16 protein-coding genes are annotated in these 18866 nt (G+C 52.2%); 4 read left to right on the top strand and 12 right to left on the bottom strand.

The features are described from left to right. Both ACJJI6_RS02700 and ACJJI6_RS02695 read right to left on the bottom strand, forming a co-directional pair. Positions 1–1341 (bottom strand): Na(+)-translocating NADH-quinone reductase subunit A, encoded by a 1341-nt coding sequence (locus ACJJI6_RS02700; RefSeq protein ID WP_475712434.1) that lies wholly within the window; start codon positions 1339–1341, stop codon positions 1–3. Between the two features lie 374 nt (positions 1342–1715). After that, positions 1716–3176, bottom strand: a complete 1461-nt coding sequence (locus tag ACJJI6_RS02695) for a glyceraldehyde-3-phosphate dehydrogenase (RefSeq protein WP_444894742.1) — start codon at positions 3174–3176, stop codon at positions 1716–1718. A 304-nt stretch (positions 3177–3480) separates the two neighbouring features. Between ACJJI6_RS02695 and mfd the strand changes: the two genes are divergently transcribed. Both mfd and ACJJI6_RS02685 read left to right on the top strand, forming a co-directional pair. Then, positions 3481–6960 (top strand): transcription-repair coupling factor, encoded by a 3480-nt coding sequence (mfd, locus tag ACJJI6_RS02690; RefSeq protein ID WP_444958032.1) that lies wholly within the window; start codon positions 3481–3483, stop codon positions 6958–6960. 123 nt (positions 6961–7083) lie between these two features. Next, positions 7084–8079 (top strand): CsiV family protein, encoded by a 996-nt coding sequence (locus ACJJI6_RS02685; RefSeq protein WP_444958033.1) that lies wholly within the window; start codon positions 7084–7086, stop codon positions 8077–8079. Positions 8080–8186: 107 nt separating this feature from the next. Here the strand turns inward: ACJJI6_RS02685 and ACJJI6_RS02680 are convergent, their stop codons facing one another. The 6 genes from ACJJI6_RS02680 to ACJJI6_RS02655 all read right to left on the bottom strand — a co-directional run bounded on the left by ACJJI6_RS02680 (position 8187) and on the right by ACJJI6_RS02655 (position 12898). After that, the gene (locus ACJJI6_RS02680) at positions 8187–8369 is read right to left on the bottom strand and encodes a hypothetical protein (protein ID WP_475712433.1); all 183 of its coding nucleotides are present in this window, start codon (positions 8367–8369) and stop codon (positions 8187–8189) included. A gap of 224 nt (positions 8370–8593) precedes the next feature. Further along, positions 8594–8809, bottom strand: coding sequence for a cold-shock protein (locus ACJJI6_RS02675; RefSeq protein WP_020413094.1), 216 nt, complete (start codon positions 8807–8809; stop codon positions 8594–8596). Between the two features lie 299 nt (positions 8810–9108). Beyond that, positions 9109–10215 carry a mechanosensitive ion channel family protein gene (locus tag ACJJI6_RS02670; RefSeq protein ID WP_413662432.1) on the bottom strand — a complete coding sequence of 369 codons (1107 nt, stop codon included), beginning with the start codon at positions 10213–10215 and terminating at the stop codon, positions 9109–9111. Positions 10216–10296: 81 nt separating this feature from the next. Continuing rightward, on the bottom strand, positions 10297–11313 hold the full coding sequence (gene nagZ / locus ACJJI6_RS02665) for a beta-N-acetylhexosaminidase (RefSeq protein WP_444897698.1): 1017 nt from the start codon (positions 11311–11313) through the stop codon (positions 10297–10299). Positions 11314–11346: 33 nt separating this feature from the next. After that, the gene (locus tag ACJJI6_RS02660; RefSeq protein WP_282932323.1) at positions 11347–11976 is read right to left on the bottom strand and encodes a TetR/AcrR family transcriptional regulator; all 630 of its coding nucleotides are present in this window, start codon (positions 11974–11976) and stop codon (positions 11347–11349) included. A gap of 283 nt (positions 11977–12259) precedes the next feature. Next, the gene (locus ACJJI6_RS02655; protein WP_282932322.1) at positions 12260–12898 is read right to left on the bottom strand and encodes an LOG family protein; all 639 of its coding nucleotides are present in this window, start codon (positions 12896–12898) and stop codon (positions 12260–12262) included. Between the two features lie 160 nt (positions 12899–13058). Between ACJJI6_RS02655 and lexA the strand changes: the two genes are divergently transcribed. Further along, entirely contained in the window at positions 13059–13664 is a 606-nt protein-coding gene (gene lexA / locus ACJJI6_RS02650) for a transcriptional repressor LexA (RefSeq protein ID WP_444893501.1), read from the top strand. 63 nt (positions 13665–13727) lie between these two features. Here the strand turns inward: lexA and ACJJI6_RS02645 are convergent, their stop codons facing one another. The 4 genes from ACJJI6_RS02645 to ACJJI6_RS02630 all read right to left on the bottom strand — a co-directional run bounded on the left by ACJJI6_RS02645 (position 13728) and on the right by ACJJI6_RS02630 (position 18260). Next, the gene (locus tag ACJJI6_RS02645) at positions 13728–13985 is read right to left on the bottom strand and encodes a hypothetical protein (protein ID WP_282932320.1); all 258 of its coding nucleotides are present in this window, start codon (positions 13983–13985) and stop codon (positions 13728–13730) included. A 354-nt stretch (positions 13986–14339) separates the two neighbouring features. Continuing rightward, entirely contained in the window at positions 14340–14831 is a 492-nt protein-coding gene (locus ACJJI6_RS02640; RefSeq protein WP_475712432.1) for a DUF6586 family protein, read from the bottom strand. A gap of 3 nt (positions 14832–14834) precedes the next feature. Beyond that, positions 14835–17522: a type I DNA topoisomerase gene (topA, locus tag ACJJI6_RS02635; protein ID WP_282932318.1), complete on the bottom strand. Its 2688-nt coding sequence runs from the start codon at positions 17520–17522 to the stop codon at positions 14835–14837. A 207-nt stretch (positions 17523–17729) separates the two neighbouring features. Beyond that, complete coding sequence (locus tag ACJJI6_RS02630; RefSeq protein WP_282932317.1) at positions 17730–18260, bottom strand: hypothetical protein; 531 nt, start codon at positions 18258–18260, stop codon at positions 17730–17732. Between the two features lie 145 nt (positions 18261–18405). Between ACJJI6_RS02630 and ACJJI6_RS02625 the strand changes: the two genes are divergently transcribed. Beyond that, the gene (locus ACJJI6_RS02625; RefSeq protein WP_282932316.1) at positions 18406–18849 is read left to right on the top strand and encodes a universal stress protein; all 444 of its coding nucleotides are present in this window, start codon (positions 18406–18408) and stop codon (positions 18847–18849) included. The last annotated feature ends 17 nt before the right edge of the window (positions 18850–18866 follow it).

Raw genomic sequence — 18866 nt, 5'->3', positions numbered from 1 at the left:
TTACCCCTCCTTCTCAATACGGGTCAGGTTGTCCCGCAAAATGGGGCCGTACTCGTACTTGCCCGGACACACAAAGGTGCACAACGCCAGATCTTCTTCGTCCAGCTCCAGTGCGCCCAGCTTCTGCGCCATTGCAGTATCGCCAACGATCAGGGAGCGCAGCAATTGAGTGGGCAGTACATCCAGCGGCATGACTTTCTCATAACTACCGACCGGTACCATGGCACGCTCAGAACCGTTGGTGCTGGTGGTGAAGTTGAACAGCTTGTTCTTCACCAGGCGCGACAGGTAAATCGGGAATACAGAGAAACGCTTATTACCAGCACGCAGATAGTGCAGGAACGGACGCTCATCGCCCTCTTCCAGTACAGAAATCTGGTTGTGGTAGCGACCCAGGTAAGCCATCGGGCCAGCAGCGGTGCGGCCACCGAATACAGAGCCGGAGATGATGCGATCGTTATCGCCTTTCAGCTCATCAGAAGTCAGGGTCTCCAGACTGGCACCGAGGCGGGTGCGCAGCAGACGCGGCTGCTTGACCTGAGGGCCTGCCAGGGAAACGACGCGATCGGTAAACAGCTTACCGGTGGTAAACAGTTTGCCTACGGCGATCACATCCTGGTAATTAATGGTAAATACACTGCGGTTGCCAGAAACTGGCTTCAGGTAGTGGATGTGGGTACCGGACAGGCCTGCCGGATGGGGGCCGGCAAAGGTTTCGCGGCGAATATTCGCTGCGCTCGGTACTGGAATATCCGCATCTGGAGCAGTACAGACGTAAGTGGTTTCTGCCAGTTTGGAAAGAATCTCAACGCCCTGGGAGAAGGCTTTGGGATTCTCAGCAACCACTACTTCTGGATTGGCTGCCAGAGGGTTGGTGTCCATCGCATTGATAAACACAGCTACCGGCTCAGCGTCCAGGGCGGGAACGCGGCTGAACGGGCGGGTGCGCAGTGCGGTCCACATGCCGGACTCAACCAGGTTTTCAACGACCTGTTCGCGAGTCAGACCAGACAGTTTATCTGCGCTGTAGCTTTGGAACTGTTCCGCTGCATCACCGTCTATGCCAATCACGACGGATTGCAGAACACGACGAGCGCCACGGTTAATCGCAACAACACGACCGGCAGCAGGCGCTGTGTAGCGCACGCCTTCAGTTTTTTTGTCGCTAAACAACAGCTGACCAAGATTGACGCGATCCCCTACAGCCACTGCCATTGTCGGCTTCATCCCGTGATAATCGGGGCCGAGAACAGCAACGGTCTTGATCGCAGGTCCTTTTTGAATGACCTGCTCGGGCGCGCCGGATATGGGTAAGTCCAATCCCCGACGGATCTTTCTCATACGCCTATGCCTAAGTTTCTAGTTTAAAAAAATTGCAATAGGACCCACCGTCCCATGCCTGGGATGACGGGTCCTATTGTGGAATTCCGTGCTGCGAGGGCTTATGCCGTATCACCCGTGAACCGGGAGGAAGGAAGCTAACTAAAAAGGATGTGCGCGCTAACTTCTCGGCGCACGGCCGCCCCGCAAAATCGCGCGCATTATAAAGATGGGCCAGAGTCATTACCAGTCTGGAAAGTCTTTAAGTGGCACTAAGATTGGAAATTTCTGTTGAAAAAACAGGGATTTGGGGAGATATGGTGCGGCGACTGGAACAGTCGCCGAAACCCCGCAGTCGGATCTGGGTACCGACTGCGGCGAGGAGGCGTGACGCCTTAGTCCTCTTGCGGGAACAACTTGTAACGAACACCAGCCATATCTTCCAGGCAGCGAACCACCTGACAACTATAGCCGAACTCGTTGTCGTACCAGCAGTAGAGCACAGCGTTCTTGCCATCCACGATAGTCGCAGTGGAATCGAATACGCAGGCAACGCGGGAGCCAACAAAATCGCTGGACACCACTTCCGGGGAGTTGGTGAAATCGATCTGCTGACGCAACGGCGAGTGCAGTGCCACATCGCGCATATATTCGTTCAGCTCTTCCTTGGTGGTCTCCTTACCCAGGTTCAGGTTAAGGATCGCCATGGAAACATTAGGGGTCGGAACGCGAATTGCGTTGCCGGTGAGCTTACCTTTCAACTCGGGCAGCGCTTTGGCAACCGCCTTGGCAGCACCAGTTTCAGTCAGAACCATATTCAGCGCTGCTGCGCGACCGCGACGCTCACCTTTGTGGTAGTTGTCGATCAGGTTCTGGTCGTTGGTGTAGGCGTGTACGGTTTCTACGTGGCCGTGCTCAACGCCGTAGCCATCCATCATCGCTTTCAGGACAGGCACGATGGCGTTAGTGGTACAGGAAGCGGCGGACAGTACCTTGTCTTCCGGCTTGATGTCGCTGCTGTTGATACCGTAAACGATATTCTTGATATCGCCCTTGCCCGGTGCAGTCAGCAGCACCTTGGAAGCGCCTGGGCTCTGCAGGTGCTGGCTCAGACCTTCTTCATCACGCCATACACCGGTGCTGTCAACGATAATCGCATCGTCGATACCGTGCTGGGTGTAATCCACTTCCTGAGGGGAGTTGGCGTAGATGATCTTGATTTCGTTACCGTTACAGATCAGGGAGTTGGTCTCCTCGTCCACACGGATAGTGCCCTGGAAGGCGCCATGTACGGAGTCGCGACGCAGCAGAGAAGCGCGCTTCACCAAATCGTTGGGGGCCTTGCCCTTGCGCAATACGATAGCGCGCAGACGCAGAACATCACCACTACCAGCCTTGTCGATCAGCAGGCGGGCAACCAGACGGCCGATACGACCAAAACCGTAGATCACAACATCTTTGGATTCGGGCAGAGGCTTGCCGGCACCCGCTGCGTCGGACAGCTCTTCACGTACAAACTCGTCCACAGACAAGCCGCGATCGTCGCGCATGTACTTGTTGGTCATGGTTCCCAGGTCGATATGTACGGGACCCAGCTCCATCTTGCAGATGGCTTCCAATACAGGGAAGGTTTCAAACTCGGAGAGTTCATTTTCCTCAACCTGACGCACGAAACGGTGCGCTTTCATAATGCTCAGAACTGAGCGATTAACCAGGTTGCGGCCGTACATATAAATACCGACGTTGCTCTCACGGTTGAGCTTTCCAATCATCGGGATCATGGATTCAGCCAGTGCTTCACGCTGTTTCCAGTCCTTGAAAAAGTCCGCGGGCTTCGGTCGCTTCTGAGTCACTATCGGACACCTCTGCAATGTATTTAGTAGGCAAGAAATACGGCCTTGAAACCACTCAGGACCGCATGGCTGCGCATTATAGTGTTCGCTTTATACTGCGCAACTGAGCAAAAAAGAGCCAAAAAAATGTAGTAAAACTACCTTTTTGTAGTCCACCCGAGCGACATTGCGCAATCCATAAAAAAGCGTAGTTGTTCCCGACTGGAAACACAGGCAGGGTTAACATTCCCTGCAAGCAAAACTGTTCGCGGCTACAATAGCCGACCTCGAAGACATCTCGAATGAACGCGCGGATATATAAGGAAAGATGACAGAAATACAGCCCCTGACCCCACCGAAGTTTCGCTCCTCCAGTGACCGACAATTTTGGGGACAACTGCATGGCGCAGCTGCCGCGCTCGCCATCCTCAACGCGGCACGCAATAACAAAGCGCCCACCCTGTTAATCACAAAGGACAGTCTCGAAGCGCACCGTTTAGAGGTGCAATTGAAATTTTTTAACAAAGCGCGGCGAGATAAGGGGGAAAACAGGGAGCTGGAAATTTTCCATTTTCCCGACTGGGAAATTCTCCCCTACGACACCTTCTCTCCCCACCAGGACATCATCTCGGATCGCCTTGCCACCCTCTACCAGCTGCCGAAAATGGGGGCCGGGATCGTCATAATCCCAGTCAGCACCCTGATGCACCGGCTACCACCCTGCAATTATATTGCCGGCAATGCGCTGATATTGGAGGAGGGGCAGCAGTTTGATATCGATATCCAGCGGAGACTGCTGGAGCAGGCCGGCTACCACTGCGTAGACACCGTCTACGAACACGGCGAATTCGCTGTGCGCGGCTCACTGATGGATATTTTCCCAATGGGCAGCCCCCTGCCCTACCGCATCGATCTGTTCGACGATGAAATTGAATCCCTGCGGACCTTTGACCCGGAAACCCAACGCACCATCGACAAGGTGAAAACCATTCACCTTTTACCTGCACGGGAATTCCCTTTGCACAAGGCTGCCCTATCAGGGTTTCTGCAAAATTGGCACGGTGAATTCGATAGCGACCCCAGCCAAGTGCCAATTTACCAGGATATCAGTGCAGGAATTGCCCCGGCGGGCATTGAGTACTACCTGCCTCTGTTCTTCGATGGGAACTGCTCAAGCCTGTTCGACTATCTGCCCGAGGGCAGCCAGGCATTTTTACAGGGAGATATCCAACAGCCGCTGGACAATTTCTGGCGCGAAGTCAGCAATCGCTATGAAAGTCGTCGCGGCGACCTGACCCGTCCCATATTGCCACCACGCCAGATTTTACTGGAAATTGATGAGCTTAACGGTGCCCTGAAGTCCATGCCCCGGGCAATCTTCTCTGCGGAGAGTCTTCCGGAAGCCCAGGGCAACTGTAATTTTGACACTTCCGTACCCCCCTCACTGCCAGTAGATGGCAAGTCCGAACAACCCCTGGCTGCACTGGAAAGCTACCTGATGGAATACTCCGGTCGGGTGCTTTTTTGCGCTGAAAGTAGCGGGCGCCGCGAGGCATTGCTGGAGCTATTAAAGGGCATACGGCTCAGCCCTCCCAGCTTCCAGAGCTGGCAGGACTTCCTCGCCGCAAAGGACACTATCGGGATTACCGTAGCCCCCATCGATCAAGGGCTGCTGCTTGAGGACCCGCAAATCAACCTGATCGCAGAACCGCAGTTATTTGGTGAGCGGGTACTGCAGCAACGCCGCCGTAAAAAAGCCAAAGATGAAGCGGACAACGCGGTTAAAAACCTGGCTGAACTGCGCATGGGCACTCCCGTCGTTCACATTGATCACGGCGTAGGTCGTTATCGCGGCCTACAGCACCTGGAGATCGACGGGCAACCGGCAGAATTCCTGACCCTTGAATATGCCGACGATGCCAAGCTCTACGTACCGGTGGCCAGCCTGCACTTGATCAGCCGCTACTCCGGTGCCGATGAAGCCCTGGCCCCGCTGCACAGAATGGGCAGTGAACAGTGGCAAAAAGCCAAACGCAAAGCCGCCGAGAAAGTCCGCGATGCAGCTGCGGAGCTGCTGGATATCTACGCCCGCCGCGAAGCCCGTATTGGCCATGCCTTCGATAACCCTCAATTGGCCTACCGGGAGTTTTCCGCAGGTTTCCCCTTCGAGGAAACTCCAGATCAACAACAAGCCATCGAGGCAGTTCTAGGGGATATGCTCTCAGATAAGCCGATGGACCGACTGGTTTGCGGCGACGTGGGATTCGGCAAGACAGAAGTGGCCATGCGGGCTGCATTTGTCTCGGCCCACGCAGGTATGCAAGTGGCCATGCTGGTTCCCACCACCCTGTTGGCCCAGCAACACTATCAATCCTTCCAGGATCGCTTTGCCGATTGGCCGATCAATATCGAGGTGATCTCCCGCTTCCGCTCCGGCAAGGAAGTGGACAGCGTGAAAGAGAAGGTTGCCAGTGGCAAGGTGGATATCCTGGTTGGCACCCACAAGCTGTTGCAAAGCGATCTGGACTTTAAAAATCTCGGCCTGCTGATTATCGACGAAGAACACCGCTTTGGCGTCCGGCAGAAGGAGCGCCTCAAGAGCCTCCGCTCCGAGGTGGATATCCTCAACCTTACCGCCACCCCTATTCCCCGCACCCTGAATATGGCCATGGCCGGTATTCGCGATCTATCGGTGATCGCCACCCCACCAGCACGGCGCCTCTCTGTGAAAACCTTCGTGCGCGAGCGCGATGATGCCTTGGTAAAAGAGGCTATCCTGCGGGAGATCTTGCGCGGTGGTCAGGTGTATTTCCTGCACAACGAAGTCAAAAGCATTGAGCGAATCGCGCGGGAGCTACAGGAGATGATTCCCGAGGCCCGTATCGGCATAGGCCACGGCCAGATGCGCGAACGGGAGCTGGAACAGGTAATGAGTGACTTCTATCACAAGCGCTTTAATGTCCTGGTCTGTACCACCATTATCGAAACCGGTATCGACGTCCCCACAGCCAACACGATACTGATCGAGCGCGCAGACAAGTTCGGCCTGGCCCAGCTTCACCAGTTGCGCGGTCGCGTGGGGCGCTCGCACCACCAGGCCTACGCCTATCTACTGACTCCCAACAAGCGCTCCATGACCAATGACGCCGTGAAGCGTCTGGAGGCGATCAGCGAAGCCCAGGATTTAGGTGCAGGCTTTACCCTGGCTACCCACGACCTGGAAATTCGCGGTGCAGGCGAACTGCTAGGTGAGGAACAAAGCGGGCAGATTCAGAGTGTCGGCTTCAACTTGTATATGGAGATGCTCGACAAGGCAGTGAAGGCCATTCGCGAGGGCCGCACACCGAATATTGACGAACCCCTCGAATCCCCTGCGGTGGACGTCAATCTGCGGGTTGCCGCGCTGATTCCCGAGGACTACCTGCCCGATGTCCACGGCCGTCTGATCATGTACAAACGCATTGCCAATGCCACTGACGGGCAGCAACTGAAAGAACTTCAGGTAGAGATGATCGACCGTTTCGGGCTACTGCCGGAATCGGTAAAACACTTGTTCCGCACCACGGAGATCAAGTTAAAGGCCGAGAGTATGGGCATCCGCAAACTTGAGGCCTCTGCGGCAAGAGGGCGTATCGAATTTGCGGAGAATACCCGTGTAGATCCGCTCACTTTGGTTAAGATGGTGCAAACCCAGCCGGGACGCTACCAGCTGGCCGGCGCAAACCAACTGAATTTCAGTCTCAATGAGGAGGGTACTGATCGCAAGCTCCAGGAAATTAACGAAGTTCTGGAAAAGCTTGCACAGTGATACCATCCGGCAGGCAGCAGCGGGAGCTGGCGGCAAAACTAATTAGTCTCCTACTCCCGCTTAAACGGCCTGTCGGCAATGACACCCTCGGCACCCAAATAGAATTGTTTAAGTGGTAAACCCATGAAAAGGATAATTAGCCTCTGCTCAACCCTGGCGCTCACGCTGGCAGCAACCAGTGCCCAGGCCGTCAACTACGCTGGCAATACTTTCGAAATAGAAATGATCGTATTCGAGCGCCCCCAGGGGATGGAAAGAACCGCAGAGACCTGGCCGACGGCACCCCGTCTTCAGTATCCATCAAAGTGGATCGACTTTGACACCCTGCGCACTCCAACTCAGCCAACAGAAGATGAGGTGTTATCGCTTGAAGACATCATCTCGAGCCCAGAAACGAGCGGCCCAGCCGATATTGAATCATCGGAACTTGAGGGCGACGTGTCTACTAGCTTGCAGAACTCTGAGCAAGCACCAAGAAACTTGCTGCTAAGACCTGTACCCAGGCTGCTGGGCAACAAAGCCGCCACAATTTCCAGGGCTGGTGACAGGGTCCTGTTTCACAAGGCCTGGCGCCAGGTTTTAAAAACCAAGAGAAACTCCCCGGCCATTCTGATTGATGGCGGCAGCCAGCTCAGCGGCCACAGCCAGCTTGAGGGATCTATCACCCTGAGTGTCGCTCGCTATTTACATATCAGTACTAATTTGTGGCTCAGCGATTTTTATACGCAACCCGGGGAACACAGTATTCTTCTTCCTCAGCGCCCACAAAATAAAATCGAAAAGCCACTACAAATCCTAACCGGTAATTACAGTGACATTGAAAATTCATATTCACAAAATAACGGGTTTGATATCGAAAATAGTCAGGGCGCAATTAACACAACTGAGCCACTCACACTGGGCGAGCCGGAATTTATAAAAGAAGAACCATTATATGTAGCCCAGGCTGCGAGACTGCAACACGAGAGACGTTTGCGTAGCGGACAACTTCATTATATCGACCACCCTGCATTTGGCATTCTTATTGAAGTGCGCACTGTAGCCAAACCCAAAGAAGATTCGCAAAATATGGATATGCTTAATTCCGACCAAGAAATAGATAACCGCACAGAAAGTTAATTTATTTAAATAATCGACTTTCGCCAATAGCCCCTGCAAATCTTGCCGGGGCTATTATTTTAAATATACCTTTAAAACTCTTCACCTCAAACGAATTAATTTCACCATCACTGCAAGCACACCCCATCCAGCCGATATTTAATCAATTTATCTTTAATCAAAATACAGCCAGCAAACAAGCAAATACCGCCACCCCACAACAACATAAAATTGCTATCAGTGGGGCAATATTCCGGAAGTATTAAAATAATAATTAGCACAGCGGTATTGAGCACAATAAACTCACTCATATACACACAATTACATTGGGGACTTTAGGTGGGGCGGGATATGACCAAATCTACAAAGAGGGACACAAATGCAACTTAAAGAAGAAGAACCTATATCCACTGCAAAGTAGCAAACAAAAAAGCGGATCATAAAGATCCGCTTTTCAGAGGCGCTGACAGGGCCGGCGTCAATTGAGCCGCAGGACCCTACACGACAACAGTTCTTTCAACGAGTGATCTATAAATCACTCACAGGGAACAACATCTTCCGCCAGCAGTCCTTTGTCACCTTGTTGCATTTCGAACTCTACCGCCTGCCCCTCATTAAGGGTTTTGTAGCCCTCGCCGCGAATGCTGCGATAGTGAACGAAAATATCTTCAGTTCCTTCTCCACAGGTGATGAAGCCATAACCCCGTGCGTTATTAAACCACTTCACTGTACCTGTAACGCGATCACTCATTGAGAAAACCTCATTATTGTTATTGCGCCTACCTCTTTTACCTCACTGCTCAATTCGGCAAGAGGGGCAAACGCCACCCCATTGTTAACAAACTGCTCCATGCAGAATGCTATCTTGCTTAATCCGATGAGCATATACCCAAAGGACGTACCCTGATTCTTAGATAAAACAGCGCCAGTGTCTAGTTTTCTATGTGAAATAAATACTACGTTTTTCCCAATATGCGTAATTAACCGTCAAAATCTTCAATAGTGCTCAATTAGAAACTAATCATTTGTACCTTATTGCACTCCCATTCCTCAACTGTCTAACGCGGCCTCTCGCGTTAATGAAGGTATATCGGCAATATGTAATGTTGAGGTTGGGAATGCACAAGATGCCCCATATCCCTCAATTATTTTAAGAATCGTTAATAGAACATCCTGTTTTACTTCATGATAACGAACCCAATCGGTAGTGCGGGTAAACGTATATATAAAGAAATCCAAAGAAGAGGAAGCAAAACTATTAAAATTAACAATAAGCGTACGATTAGAATCAATTTCCGGATGTTCCTGTAACATATTTTTAACATCCGCCACGATTGCCGCCATATGATGGGCATCTTCATAACGAATACCAATCGTTTCAAAAATCCTACGATTTAACATACGGGAAGGATTTTCTACCGCAATCTGGGTGAAGATGCCATTGGGAACATAGACGGGTCGCATATCAAAAGTGCGAATTCTGGTCAGGCGCCAACCGATATCTTCCACGGTCCCCTCAATCTCCTTATCGGGGGAGCGAATCCAGTCGCCCACCGCAAAGGGCCGATCCAGATAGATCATCAGGCCACCGAAAAAGTTTGCCAGCAGGTCCTTGGCCGCAAAACCGACAGCCAGTCCGCCAATACCACCAAACGCCAAAACACCACTGACGCTATAGCCCAGGAACTGCATGACCACAATTCCCGCCGTGATCACGATTGAGGCCCTGACCAGCTTGCCGATCGCACGTACCGTAGTGGCATCCATCGGCTTGCCCATATAGCGCGGATCGCACAGATTGTGTTCCACGCTGTGTGAGAACCGCCAGGCAAACCAGGCCATCACCAGGATCAAGCCTATTTCCCGCGTCGGTGCAGCCAGGGAGAATATTTCGGCACCAGTGGCGTCCCCCGCTCGCTGGGCAGCGACAGTCAAGCCCAACAGCCATACCAATACCTGCCCGGGAGGGGAGAGCGCCCCAACCAAGGCATCATCCCAGGGGTTAACCGTTTTTTCCGCCTTAATGGCCATGCGCTGCACGAACCGGCCAAATAACCAGGCCAACACCCCAGACGCAAGTACTATGAGGAAAACAGAAACTATCCAGACCCGGTTCTCACCAAGCCAGGACAACAGCACGCTCTCAACGGACTCCACTCGACCCCCTCCGCTTTAACCAACAATCAGTAATATCCGTACAGCGCCTTCTCAATAGACGACGGATTTAAACAACTTATTTCAGCGCATTATGGAAGCTAACCACTCCCTGGTTCTGTGCCACCGCGCACTCTTCTCAAGCTCCTCCCAGGAGCCGATCACCGGCCTGCCACCCATGGCCGACAACCGATGAGTGGACTCCGGTTTGGGCACAAAGGTATCCAGTGCCGCCAGCGCCTCAAAAGCGCCGACACGATTGTTGCATACGATACCCATATCACAACCGGCTTCCAGGGCTGCGCGAATCCTATCGCCATAGCCTCCGGCCGCACCCGCCCCTTCCATAGACAGATCATCACTAAAAATCACTCCATTGAATCCCAGCTGTCGCCGCAATACATCCTGCAGCCAATAGCGGGAGAATCCCACCGGCTGGCTATCAATGTTGATGAAGCGGATATGGGCCGGCATCACCGCAGTAAGTTCCTGGGTTCCAATACAATCGATAAACGGAAGTGCATCGGTTGCCAAGACCTGATCCAACGAACGCTTATCCTCTGGCAACTCCACATGACTGTCTTCCAGCACGTGGCCATGCCCCGGAAAATGCTTACCTGTTGTGGCCATGCCCGCTTCGCGCATCCCTTGGATAAAGGGGCGAGCCAGTGCGGTTAACTGGGCCGGATCGGGACAAAAACTCCGATCGCCGATCACCCTGCTGTGACTGTCATCCGCATCCAAAACCGGCGCAAAGCTAAAATCCACGCCTACAGCCAGCAACTCTGCGGCCAGCAGCCACCCCACATCCTGCAATTGCTCGTTACTGGCGACAGCACTAAGGGCCTGCATTGAAGGTATTCGCGTAAAGTCATCGCGAAACCGCTGAACCCTGCCACCCTCCTGATCTACCGCTAGCAGGATCTCTGGTCGCACCGCACGGATGGAGTTAACCAATTGGATAAGCTGCTGGCGATCCCGATAGTTTCTCGCAAAAAAGATCAGCCCGCCCACCATCGGATGCCGAAGCAACTCACAGTCTTCCTCGGTGAGTTCAAGCCCCTCGATATCCACCATGACCGGTCCGGGTGGTAAAGACATATTAAGTTCCTTATCGATTTAAGAGTGCGCCCACTAATTATCTACCTTCAACATGGCCGAAGCAGCGGGTACCAATCGCTCAAGAGTCTGGGTCAGGGTACTGTCAGAACCGAAATCCTCCCGCAGGATAGCCTCAATCGCATCGTGGCTCGACAGTGTGAAAATGGTCGCTCCCAGCATAAAGTAGAGGCGCCAATAGAAAGTTTCTGGGTCCAAGCCCGGTAACGCTTCAGCCAGCAGTCCGGCAAAACGGCGGTAAGTATCCCCGTATCGAGATACGATAAATCGACGCAAATGCCCCTGGAACTGGGTATAGGCCAATCCTAAAAGACGCATAAATCGCTGTGGATCCTTTCCCTCCAGCCCAAGGCTTCCCAACCCAACTCGATACAGGCATTCGATCAGCTCCTCCACCCCCAGGGGCTGCCCCAGGGCAATACGGCGATCAAGCTCTTCTTCCAGAGCATTAGTGAAAGGCGTTAAAAAGCGTTCAAATACCGCCTGTATCAATTCTTTCTTGGAGCCGAAATGGTAGTTAACTGCCGCCAGATTAACCCCGGCCGTGCTCGTAATTGTTCTCAATGAGGTTTCAGGAAAACCCCGTTCAGCAAACAGCACTTCTGCTGCATCGAGTATCCGGCTGACCGTATCTATCTGGCTCATAAGTATCAAACCACCATTTAAAACATACGTTTAATCGACGCCAGAGTAGCACATTCTCATTGATCTAGAGCCCGCCAGCTACGCTCTCCACTCAGCAAGCTACAAGAGTAAAAATAACAGGGAAATGTATGTCAGGCGGTAAGATCAATACTGCTGGAGTTGATCTCCCGCCAACTTGTGCAAGTACGCCACCCCATCAGCCGGCATAGCCTTTTAGACCGGGGGCAGTTTTAACAAAAATAACTTTGAAAATTTTTTCGGTATTTTAAGATCATCCGAATAATTATTCTTTCACCTGCATATATTTCATAATCAGGGCCGCAGCCTCCTCCACACTATCAACGATATGAAAAAGGTCTAGATCACTGGCATCGATACAATCGCGCTCTAACACTGTATCTACCAACCAATCGTACAGCCCGCTCCAGTAACGCTTACCTACCAACACAATTGGGAAACGCCGCACTTTCTGCGTTTGCACCAAGGTAAGAGCTTCAAACAGCTCATCCAACGTGCCGTAGCCACCGGGAAGTCCAACGAATCCAAGTGCGTGTTTTACAAACATAAATTTCCGTACAAAAAAGTATCGGAAGTTCAAACTAATGTCCTGATATGGATTTGCCGCCTGTTCAAAAGGCAGCTCTATGTTTAACCCAATTGATGCGCCGGGCTGCCCGAAAGCCCCCCGGTTACAAGCCTCCATCAGCCCCGGCCCACCACCGGTAATCACGGGGATCCCTTCAGCCGCGAGCAACTCTCCCAACTTTACCCCCTGCTGATATTCAGGACTGTCCTCTGTAAATCTCGCCCCTCCAAACACTGTCACTGCACCACCTAACGCTATCAGCCGCTCTATCCCATCTACCAATTCAGACTGAATACGAAGCACTCTCCAGGCTTCCGGCATTTTTGCATCCAACATTATTTTTCCCTCTTTGTCAGTTCCTTCAACGCTTTCTTCTCTCCTTGCTTTCTCCATCAATGTAGCAGCTCACAAAGACTAAAACCTGAGGATTGCGCGAACAACAAATCTGTATATAATTCCAGCAACTGTATATAAATACAGAAAACTAGGTAAATCTATGACCAATCTCACCGCTCGTCAGTCCCAGGTTCTCGACCTGATCAAGTCCTACCTGGATGAAACAGGCTACCCGCCAACGCGGGCAGAAATTGCCCAGGAGCTCGGCTTCCGCTCACCCAATGCCGCCGAGGAACACCTGAAAGCGCTCGCCAGAAAAGGCGCCATTGAGATGGTTGCCGGCGCTTCCCGAGGCATTCGAATTCCGGATCACCAATCCGGCTTGCCGATTGTGGGTAGAGTAGCTGCGGGGAATCCCATACTCGCCAGCGAACATATTGAAGATTATTGCGACTTGCCCGCGAGCTTCTTCCATCCCCCCGCAGATTATTTGTTGAGGGTGCATGGTATGAGTATGCGAGATGCGGGCATTCTCGATGGAGACTTGCTGGCAGTGCAAAAGACCGAGCAGGTGCGCAATGGCCAAATCGTGGTTGCCCGTATCGATGATGAAGTCACTGTGAAGCGCTTTCGCCGCAAGGGAAATCAGGCAACCGTTCAGTTGCTACCTGAAAATGATGACTTTGAGTTAATTCAAGTCGATATGAGAGATAAGAACTTTGTGATTGAGGGATTAGCCGTAGGGGTTATTCGCCAAACGCCTTAAGCCCCTAAAAACGACAACAGCGGCCATTGGCCGCTGTTGATAAGACTCGAACTAACGCTGATGTTAGTGAATAGTATGATTTACCGGCATTAAATCGTCTTCTTCCTCGAAGTAACCAGCCTCAAGATCGTCTAGATTTTGTACGGCTTCAATGCCCGCTTCCAACATAGCCCTTGCCACAGCAACCTTGTTCTTGCGCAGAAACTGAAGGCTTTCTGCAGAAAAAGAAATACTTACCAAAGGGTCCTCTTTATGGCCAGCACGACGCAAAGCTACATCGCCATTAGCCAGCTCGATTATTTCAAAAGTTTCGGAGGACATTCGCTTTTCCTTCACGGCACAACAGTTTGCGCCCAGTGTACCACAGGCTTGCGATAAGTTTCATTCATCCAATTTGAGGGCTTCTGGCTCCTGACTTTCGAGGCAGTCTATTACCAGTACGCTATATCAAAGAATTACCTAAACCACTCAAGAGATCACAAGAGAAGAGTGAATTGCTTTGCACGTTGCACCGGTTGCGGGTTATGTCGAGTGGGCCACAACTACTCTATTGTGACTCACTCAAAGGACAGCGGACTTTCCCGCAGAGGTGCGCCTAATATTAACAACCTTCAAAATTCGCAGGAATATTACGAATCTATTCAGAAGTTCACCGAGGTCGAGTAAGCGTATTAGTTAACACTCATCCAAGTGAGCGCGCTGCCTCACCACCAACTCACTCAGCGAACGATGCCACTGAAGCAATAACTCTTTGGACAAAGGTGCAAACTCGGGCTTGGCAACTTCGTTGTGTAGCGGGATTAAATTAACCTGTTGCTGTTTTTCATCAGCACCCACAGATATTTTCTGCTGCTCTTCCCAGGCGTAAAGCATATGGGATAACCAACTCTGCGGATCGCCGACCAGGCCGGACAGCTCATTGGCCTCCGCACTAGCCCTACCCTGAACGCCCAGCGCATCAATGATCAACTGCGGAGACTCCGGTTCAAATCCCAGCTGAAGCTGGGCGGCCTGCTCTGCAAGAAAAGCCCGATAGGCCTTGCACAACTGCATCAACGCTGCCTCTTCCAGCGCATCGCGCTGGAGAGGCAAGTCCCACGACTGTTGCAGCAACAGCTGGCTCTTGCGTAGAGCCGAAGTGACATGAATCGTGTAAGAGTTACTCATTACCTACTTCTTTGCCGCTGTCTTTTTAGCTGCCGGTTTCTTGCGCTTGGCAGCAGTGCTCTTGGTGGAGGCCTCTACTTTCCAACCACCATCGCGATAAAAAGCACGCCAACCGGTCGCCTTGCCCTCTTCCTCAGATTGAACATATTGCTCCTGGGTTTTGCGGCTAAATCGAACTACGGTATCCCGCCCACTGTCATCTTGAGTCGGTGCAGAGAATAGGAAGCTGTATTTTGGATCGATCTCACTCTGGTGAGGCAGCAGCTCTTTAACTAGGGGTGCACGGGTCTCACGGTTTTTCGGGAACTGGCTGGCAGCCAGGAATAGACCCGAGGCACCATCGCGCAGGATATAGTGATCCTCCACTTTGATACAGGCCAATTCCGGCATGGGAACCGGGTCCATTTTCGGCGGCGCCGGCTGCCCATTTTTCAGCAGCTTACGGGTGTTTTTACAGTCTTCATTGGTACAACCGAAGTACTTGCCAAAGCGACCAGACTTCAACTGCATATCACTGCCACACTTATCGCACTCAATAATAGGGCCGTCATAGCCTTTAATTTTAAAAGTGCCCTGCTCAATCTCGTAGCCATTGCAATCCGGGTTATTGCCACAGATATGCAATTTACGCTGCTCATCTAACAGGTAGCTATCCATAGCCGTGCCGCACTTGCCGCAGCGGCGCTTCTCCCGCAGCAACCTGGATTCAGCTTCCTCGTCCTTATCCGCATCGACCGCCTCATCACCAGAAACCAGGTTCATGGTATTGGTACAACGCTCTTTTGGCGGCAGTGCATATCCAGAGCATCCTAAGAATACGCCAGTGGAGCCAGTGCGGATCTGCATATGGCGGCCACATTTAGTGCACTCGATGTCGGTGTCTGTCGGCGTATTGCGACGCATACCTGCATCGGCAGACTGGGCTTTCTCCAGGCGCCCGGAAAAGTCCTGATAAAACTCATCGAGCAGTTGCTTCCAACCCTTATCGCCGTCGGCAACCGCATCCAGGGATTCCTCCAGGTTTGCGGTAAATCCGTAGTCCATCAGGTTCTTGAAACTTTCACTGAGACGGTCAGTAACAATATCCCCCATTTTCTCAGCGTAAAAACGACGGTTTTCCAGGCGGACATAACCGCGATCCTGGATCGTGGAAATAATGGAAGCATAGGTGGAGGGGCGGCCGATACCGCGCTTCTCCAGCTCCTTAACCAGGGCCGCTTCACTAAACCGCGCGGGCGGCTTGGTAAAGTGCTGCTTGGGATCCAGCTGTTGCAGGGATAGCTTTTCGCCTACCTTCACATCTGGAAGCACCAGATCTTCATCTTTTTTGCCGCTCGGTGGCGCAACTTTCAGGAAACCATCGAAACGAATTACTCGACCCCGCGCACGCAACTCAAAGTCACCTGCGCTGACCACGATTGAAGAGGAGGTAAATTGGGCAGGCGTCATCTGGCAGGCCACAAACTGCTGCCAAATCAGGTTGTATAACCTCTCCGCATCCCGCTCAACACCGGACAACATATTTGGGGCGATACGAACATCGGACGGGCGAATCGCTTCGTGCGCCTCTTGAGCACCCTCTTTACTGCTGTAGCTATTGGGGCTCTCTGGAAGATACTTATCGCCGTAATTCTCGGCAATATAATCCCGTGCAGATTCCACAGCCTCTTTACTGAGATTGGTGGAATCTGTACGCATGTAGGTGATATGACCGGCTTCATACAAGCGCTGGGCCAGGGTCATGGTCTTCTTCACACTGAAGCCGAGGCGGTTACTGGCCGCCTGCTGCAAAGTGGAAGTAATAAATGGTGCGCTGGGCTTGGAGCTGGTTGGCTTATCGTCACGGGCGGAAACAACAAACTCACTGGACTGAAGCTGCTTGGCAGCACTCATTGCCAGCTCTTCGTTGGTAGGACGGAAAGCCTCACCAGCCTGCTTTTTCACCTCGAGGCGCAGCTTGGAAGCCTTTGCCGTCGCCGTATCGGCAAACAAGGTCCAGTACTCTTCCGGGATAAACGCGCGAATCTCCCGCTCCCGCTCAACTACGAGGCGGACCGCAACAGATTGCACACGCCCCGCAGACAAGCCTCTGGCTACTTTTTCCCACAGTAGAGGGGACACCATATAGCCAACGATTCGATCGAGGAAACGGCGCGCTTGCTGGGCGTTTACCCGATTAATATTCAGGCGGCCGGGATCTTTAAAGGCCTCCTGAATCGCAGACTTGGTAATTTCATTAAACACTACCCGGCGGTAGCGATCGTTATCGCCACCAATTGCTTCACGCAAATGCCAGGCAATTGCCTCTCCCTCGCGATCCAAGTCCGTTGCGAGGTAGATATGATCGGCGCCTTCGGCGAGTTTTTGTAACTCACTCACCACTTTCTCTTTACCCGGCAATATCTCGTAGTGGGCTTGCCACTCGTGATCCGGGTCGATCCCCATACGCTTAATCAGCTGATCGCGGTTTTTCTTCCGCTTGTAAGCCTCTTTCGCCTCGGGGGAAAGCTTGCGTGTTTCCGCTGCACGACGGGCGCGCTCCTTTGCGTCAACCGGTTGTTTATTGCCCCCACCTGTGGGCAAATCGCGAATATGGCCGACACTGGACTTCACAACAAAGTCCTTGCCGAGATATTTATTGATGGTTTTCGCTTTGGCCGGTGATTCGACGATGACCAGTGATTTACCCATAAGCCTTTGATTTCAAATGAAAATTTACTGCTATTGCAAGTCTTTCAAGCCCTCTTATCGGGCTTGTGCTGCGCGAATATATAAGCCTCACTTCAAGCGCGGTCAAGCAAAGCTGACAATTTTCCACTCACAGTCACCAAATTTGGCACTGGGCAGTCCGCCTAAATGCGACTCAGTAGACGCTCTTTTACACCGCTAATACGGCAATCAAGACAGCCCCTCAGTCGCCGCGCGTGAACTCACTTTTCGAATAGCTTCTTCTATTAAGGGGGTGTACTCATCGAGCGACGCCATCAGTTTCTGGAAGGCTTGATTGCCTCCTGACTCCGGCCACTGAATACCGAGACCCACTGGTGTTGCAGTAATCGCACAGGCGTCCCGAGGGATTTTTTCTAGTAGCTCGCGCAAATATTTCCATGCCCCTTGCGGAGCTGGCTGGCCATCAGCCCAATCCCAAACACCGGAAAAATTCAGTTCGTGCTCAATCCGTTGTTTATCCAAAACCCACCCCACACTCAGGCCTTTGCGGTTCTGCCAGCGGTGATAATAGACAGCCGCAGTCCCATCACCCAACGCCGCAGGCAGCGCTTGGATTTGTACGGTAATGCCAGCCTGGGCCGCCCGGCTACGCAAATCTGCAAGACGGCTGTCACGGGCATTGGGCTTGAGCCACATCACCGGCCCCAGCACCAAAGCGATGGCAAATCCGACGATAATCACCGGCAACCAATCAGACATAACCACTCCTCATCAGTGGAAAAAAGTGACTATTGTGCGGTGTTCCGCGTGATCTATGTCAATCGGTTTTTTTTGCGGTAGACTCAAAATAGGTGTCACAAGGGTGTTTTTCACAGTCAATAAAAGGGATAGGAGCAGGTAAATTATGGCGAAATACCGACACATCCTCGTGGGCTTGGACCTGTCAAAAGAGTCTTCCCAGGTGCTTGATAGGGCCGCTGATATGGCTGAGGCATTTGGTGCCGAATTAAGCCTATTACACGCCATTGAGCCCTTAACTTTTGCCTATGGTGGCGACATCCCAATGGACCTCTCCGAGGTACAGGACCAACTACAGTCCCAGGCCAAGGAGCAATTGCAAAAAGCCGCCGATCGGCTGGATATCCCCGCAGATCGCCAGCACGTAATACTCGGCCAGCCATCTACTGAGATTCATCGCTTAGCCAAAGATATCGAAGCCGACTTAATCATTATTGGCAGCCACGGTCGTCACGGCTTAGCGCTATTACTCGGCTCCACCGCTAACGGCGTTCTCCATGGCGCCAAATGCGACGTTCTGGCGATTCGGGTACATATGGAAGACGAATAATCCTTCAAAATTGGGGA

Source organism: Microbulbifer maximicatervae (SeqCode), from assembly GCF_056232625.1.
The sequence above is the reverse complement of the archived record's forward strand: the minus strand, read 5'-3'. Positions and strand labels throughout refer to the sequence as shown.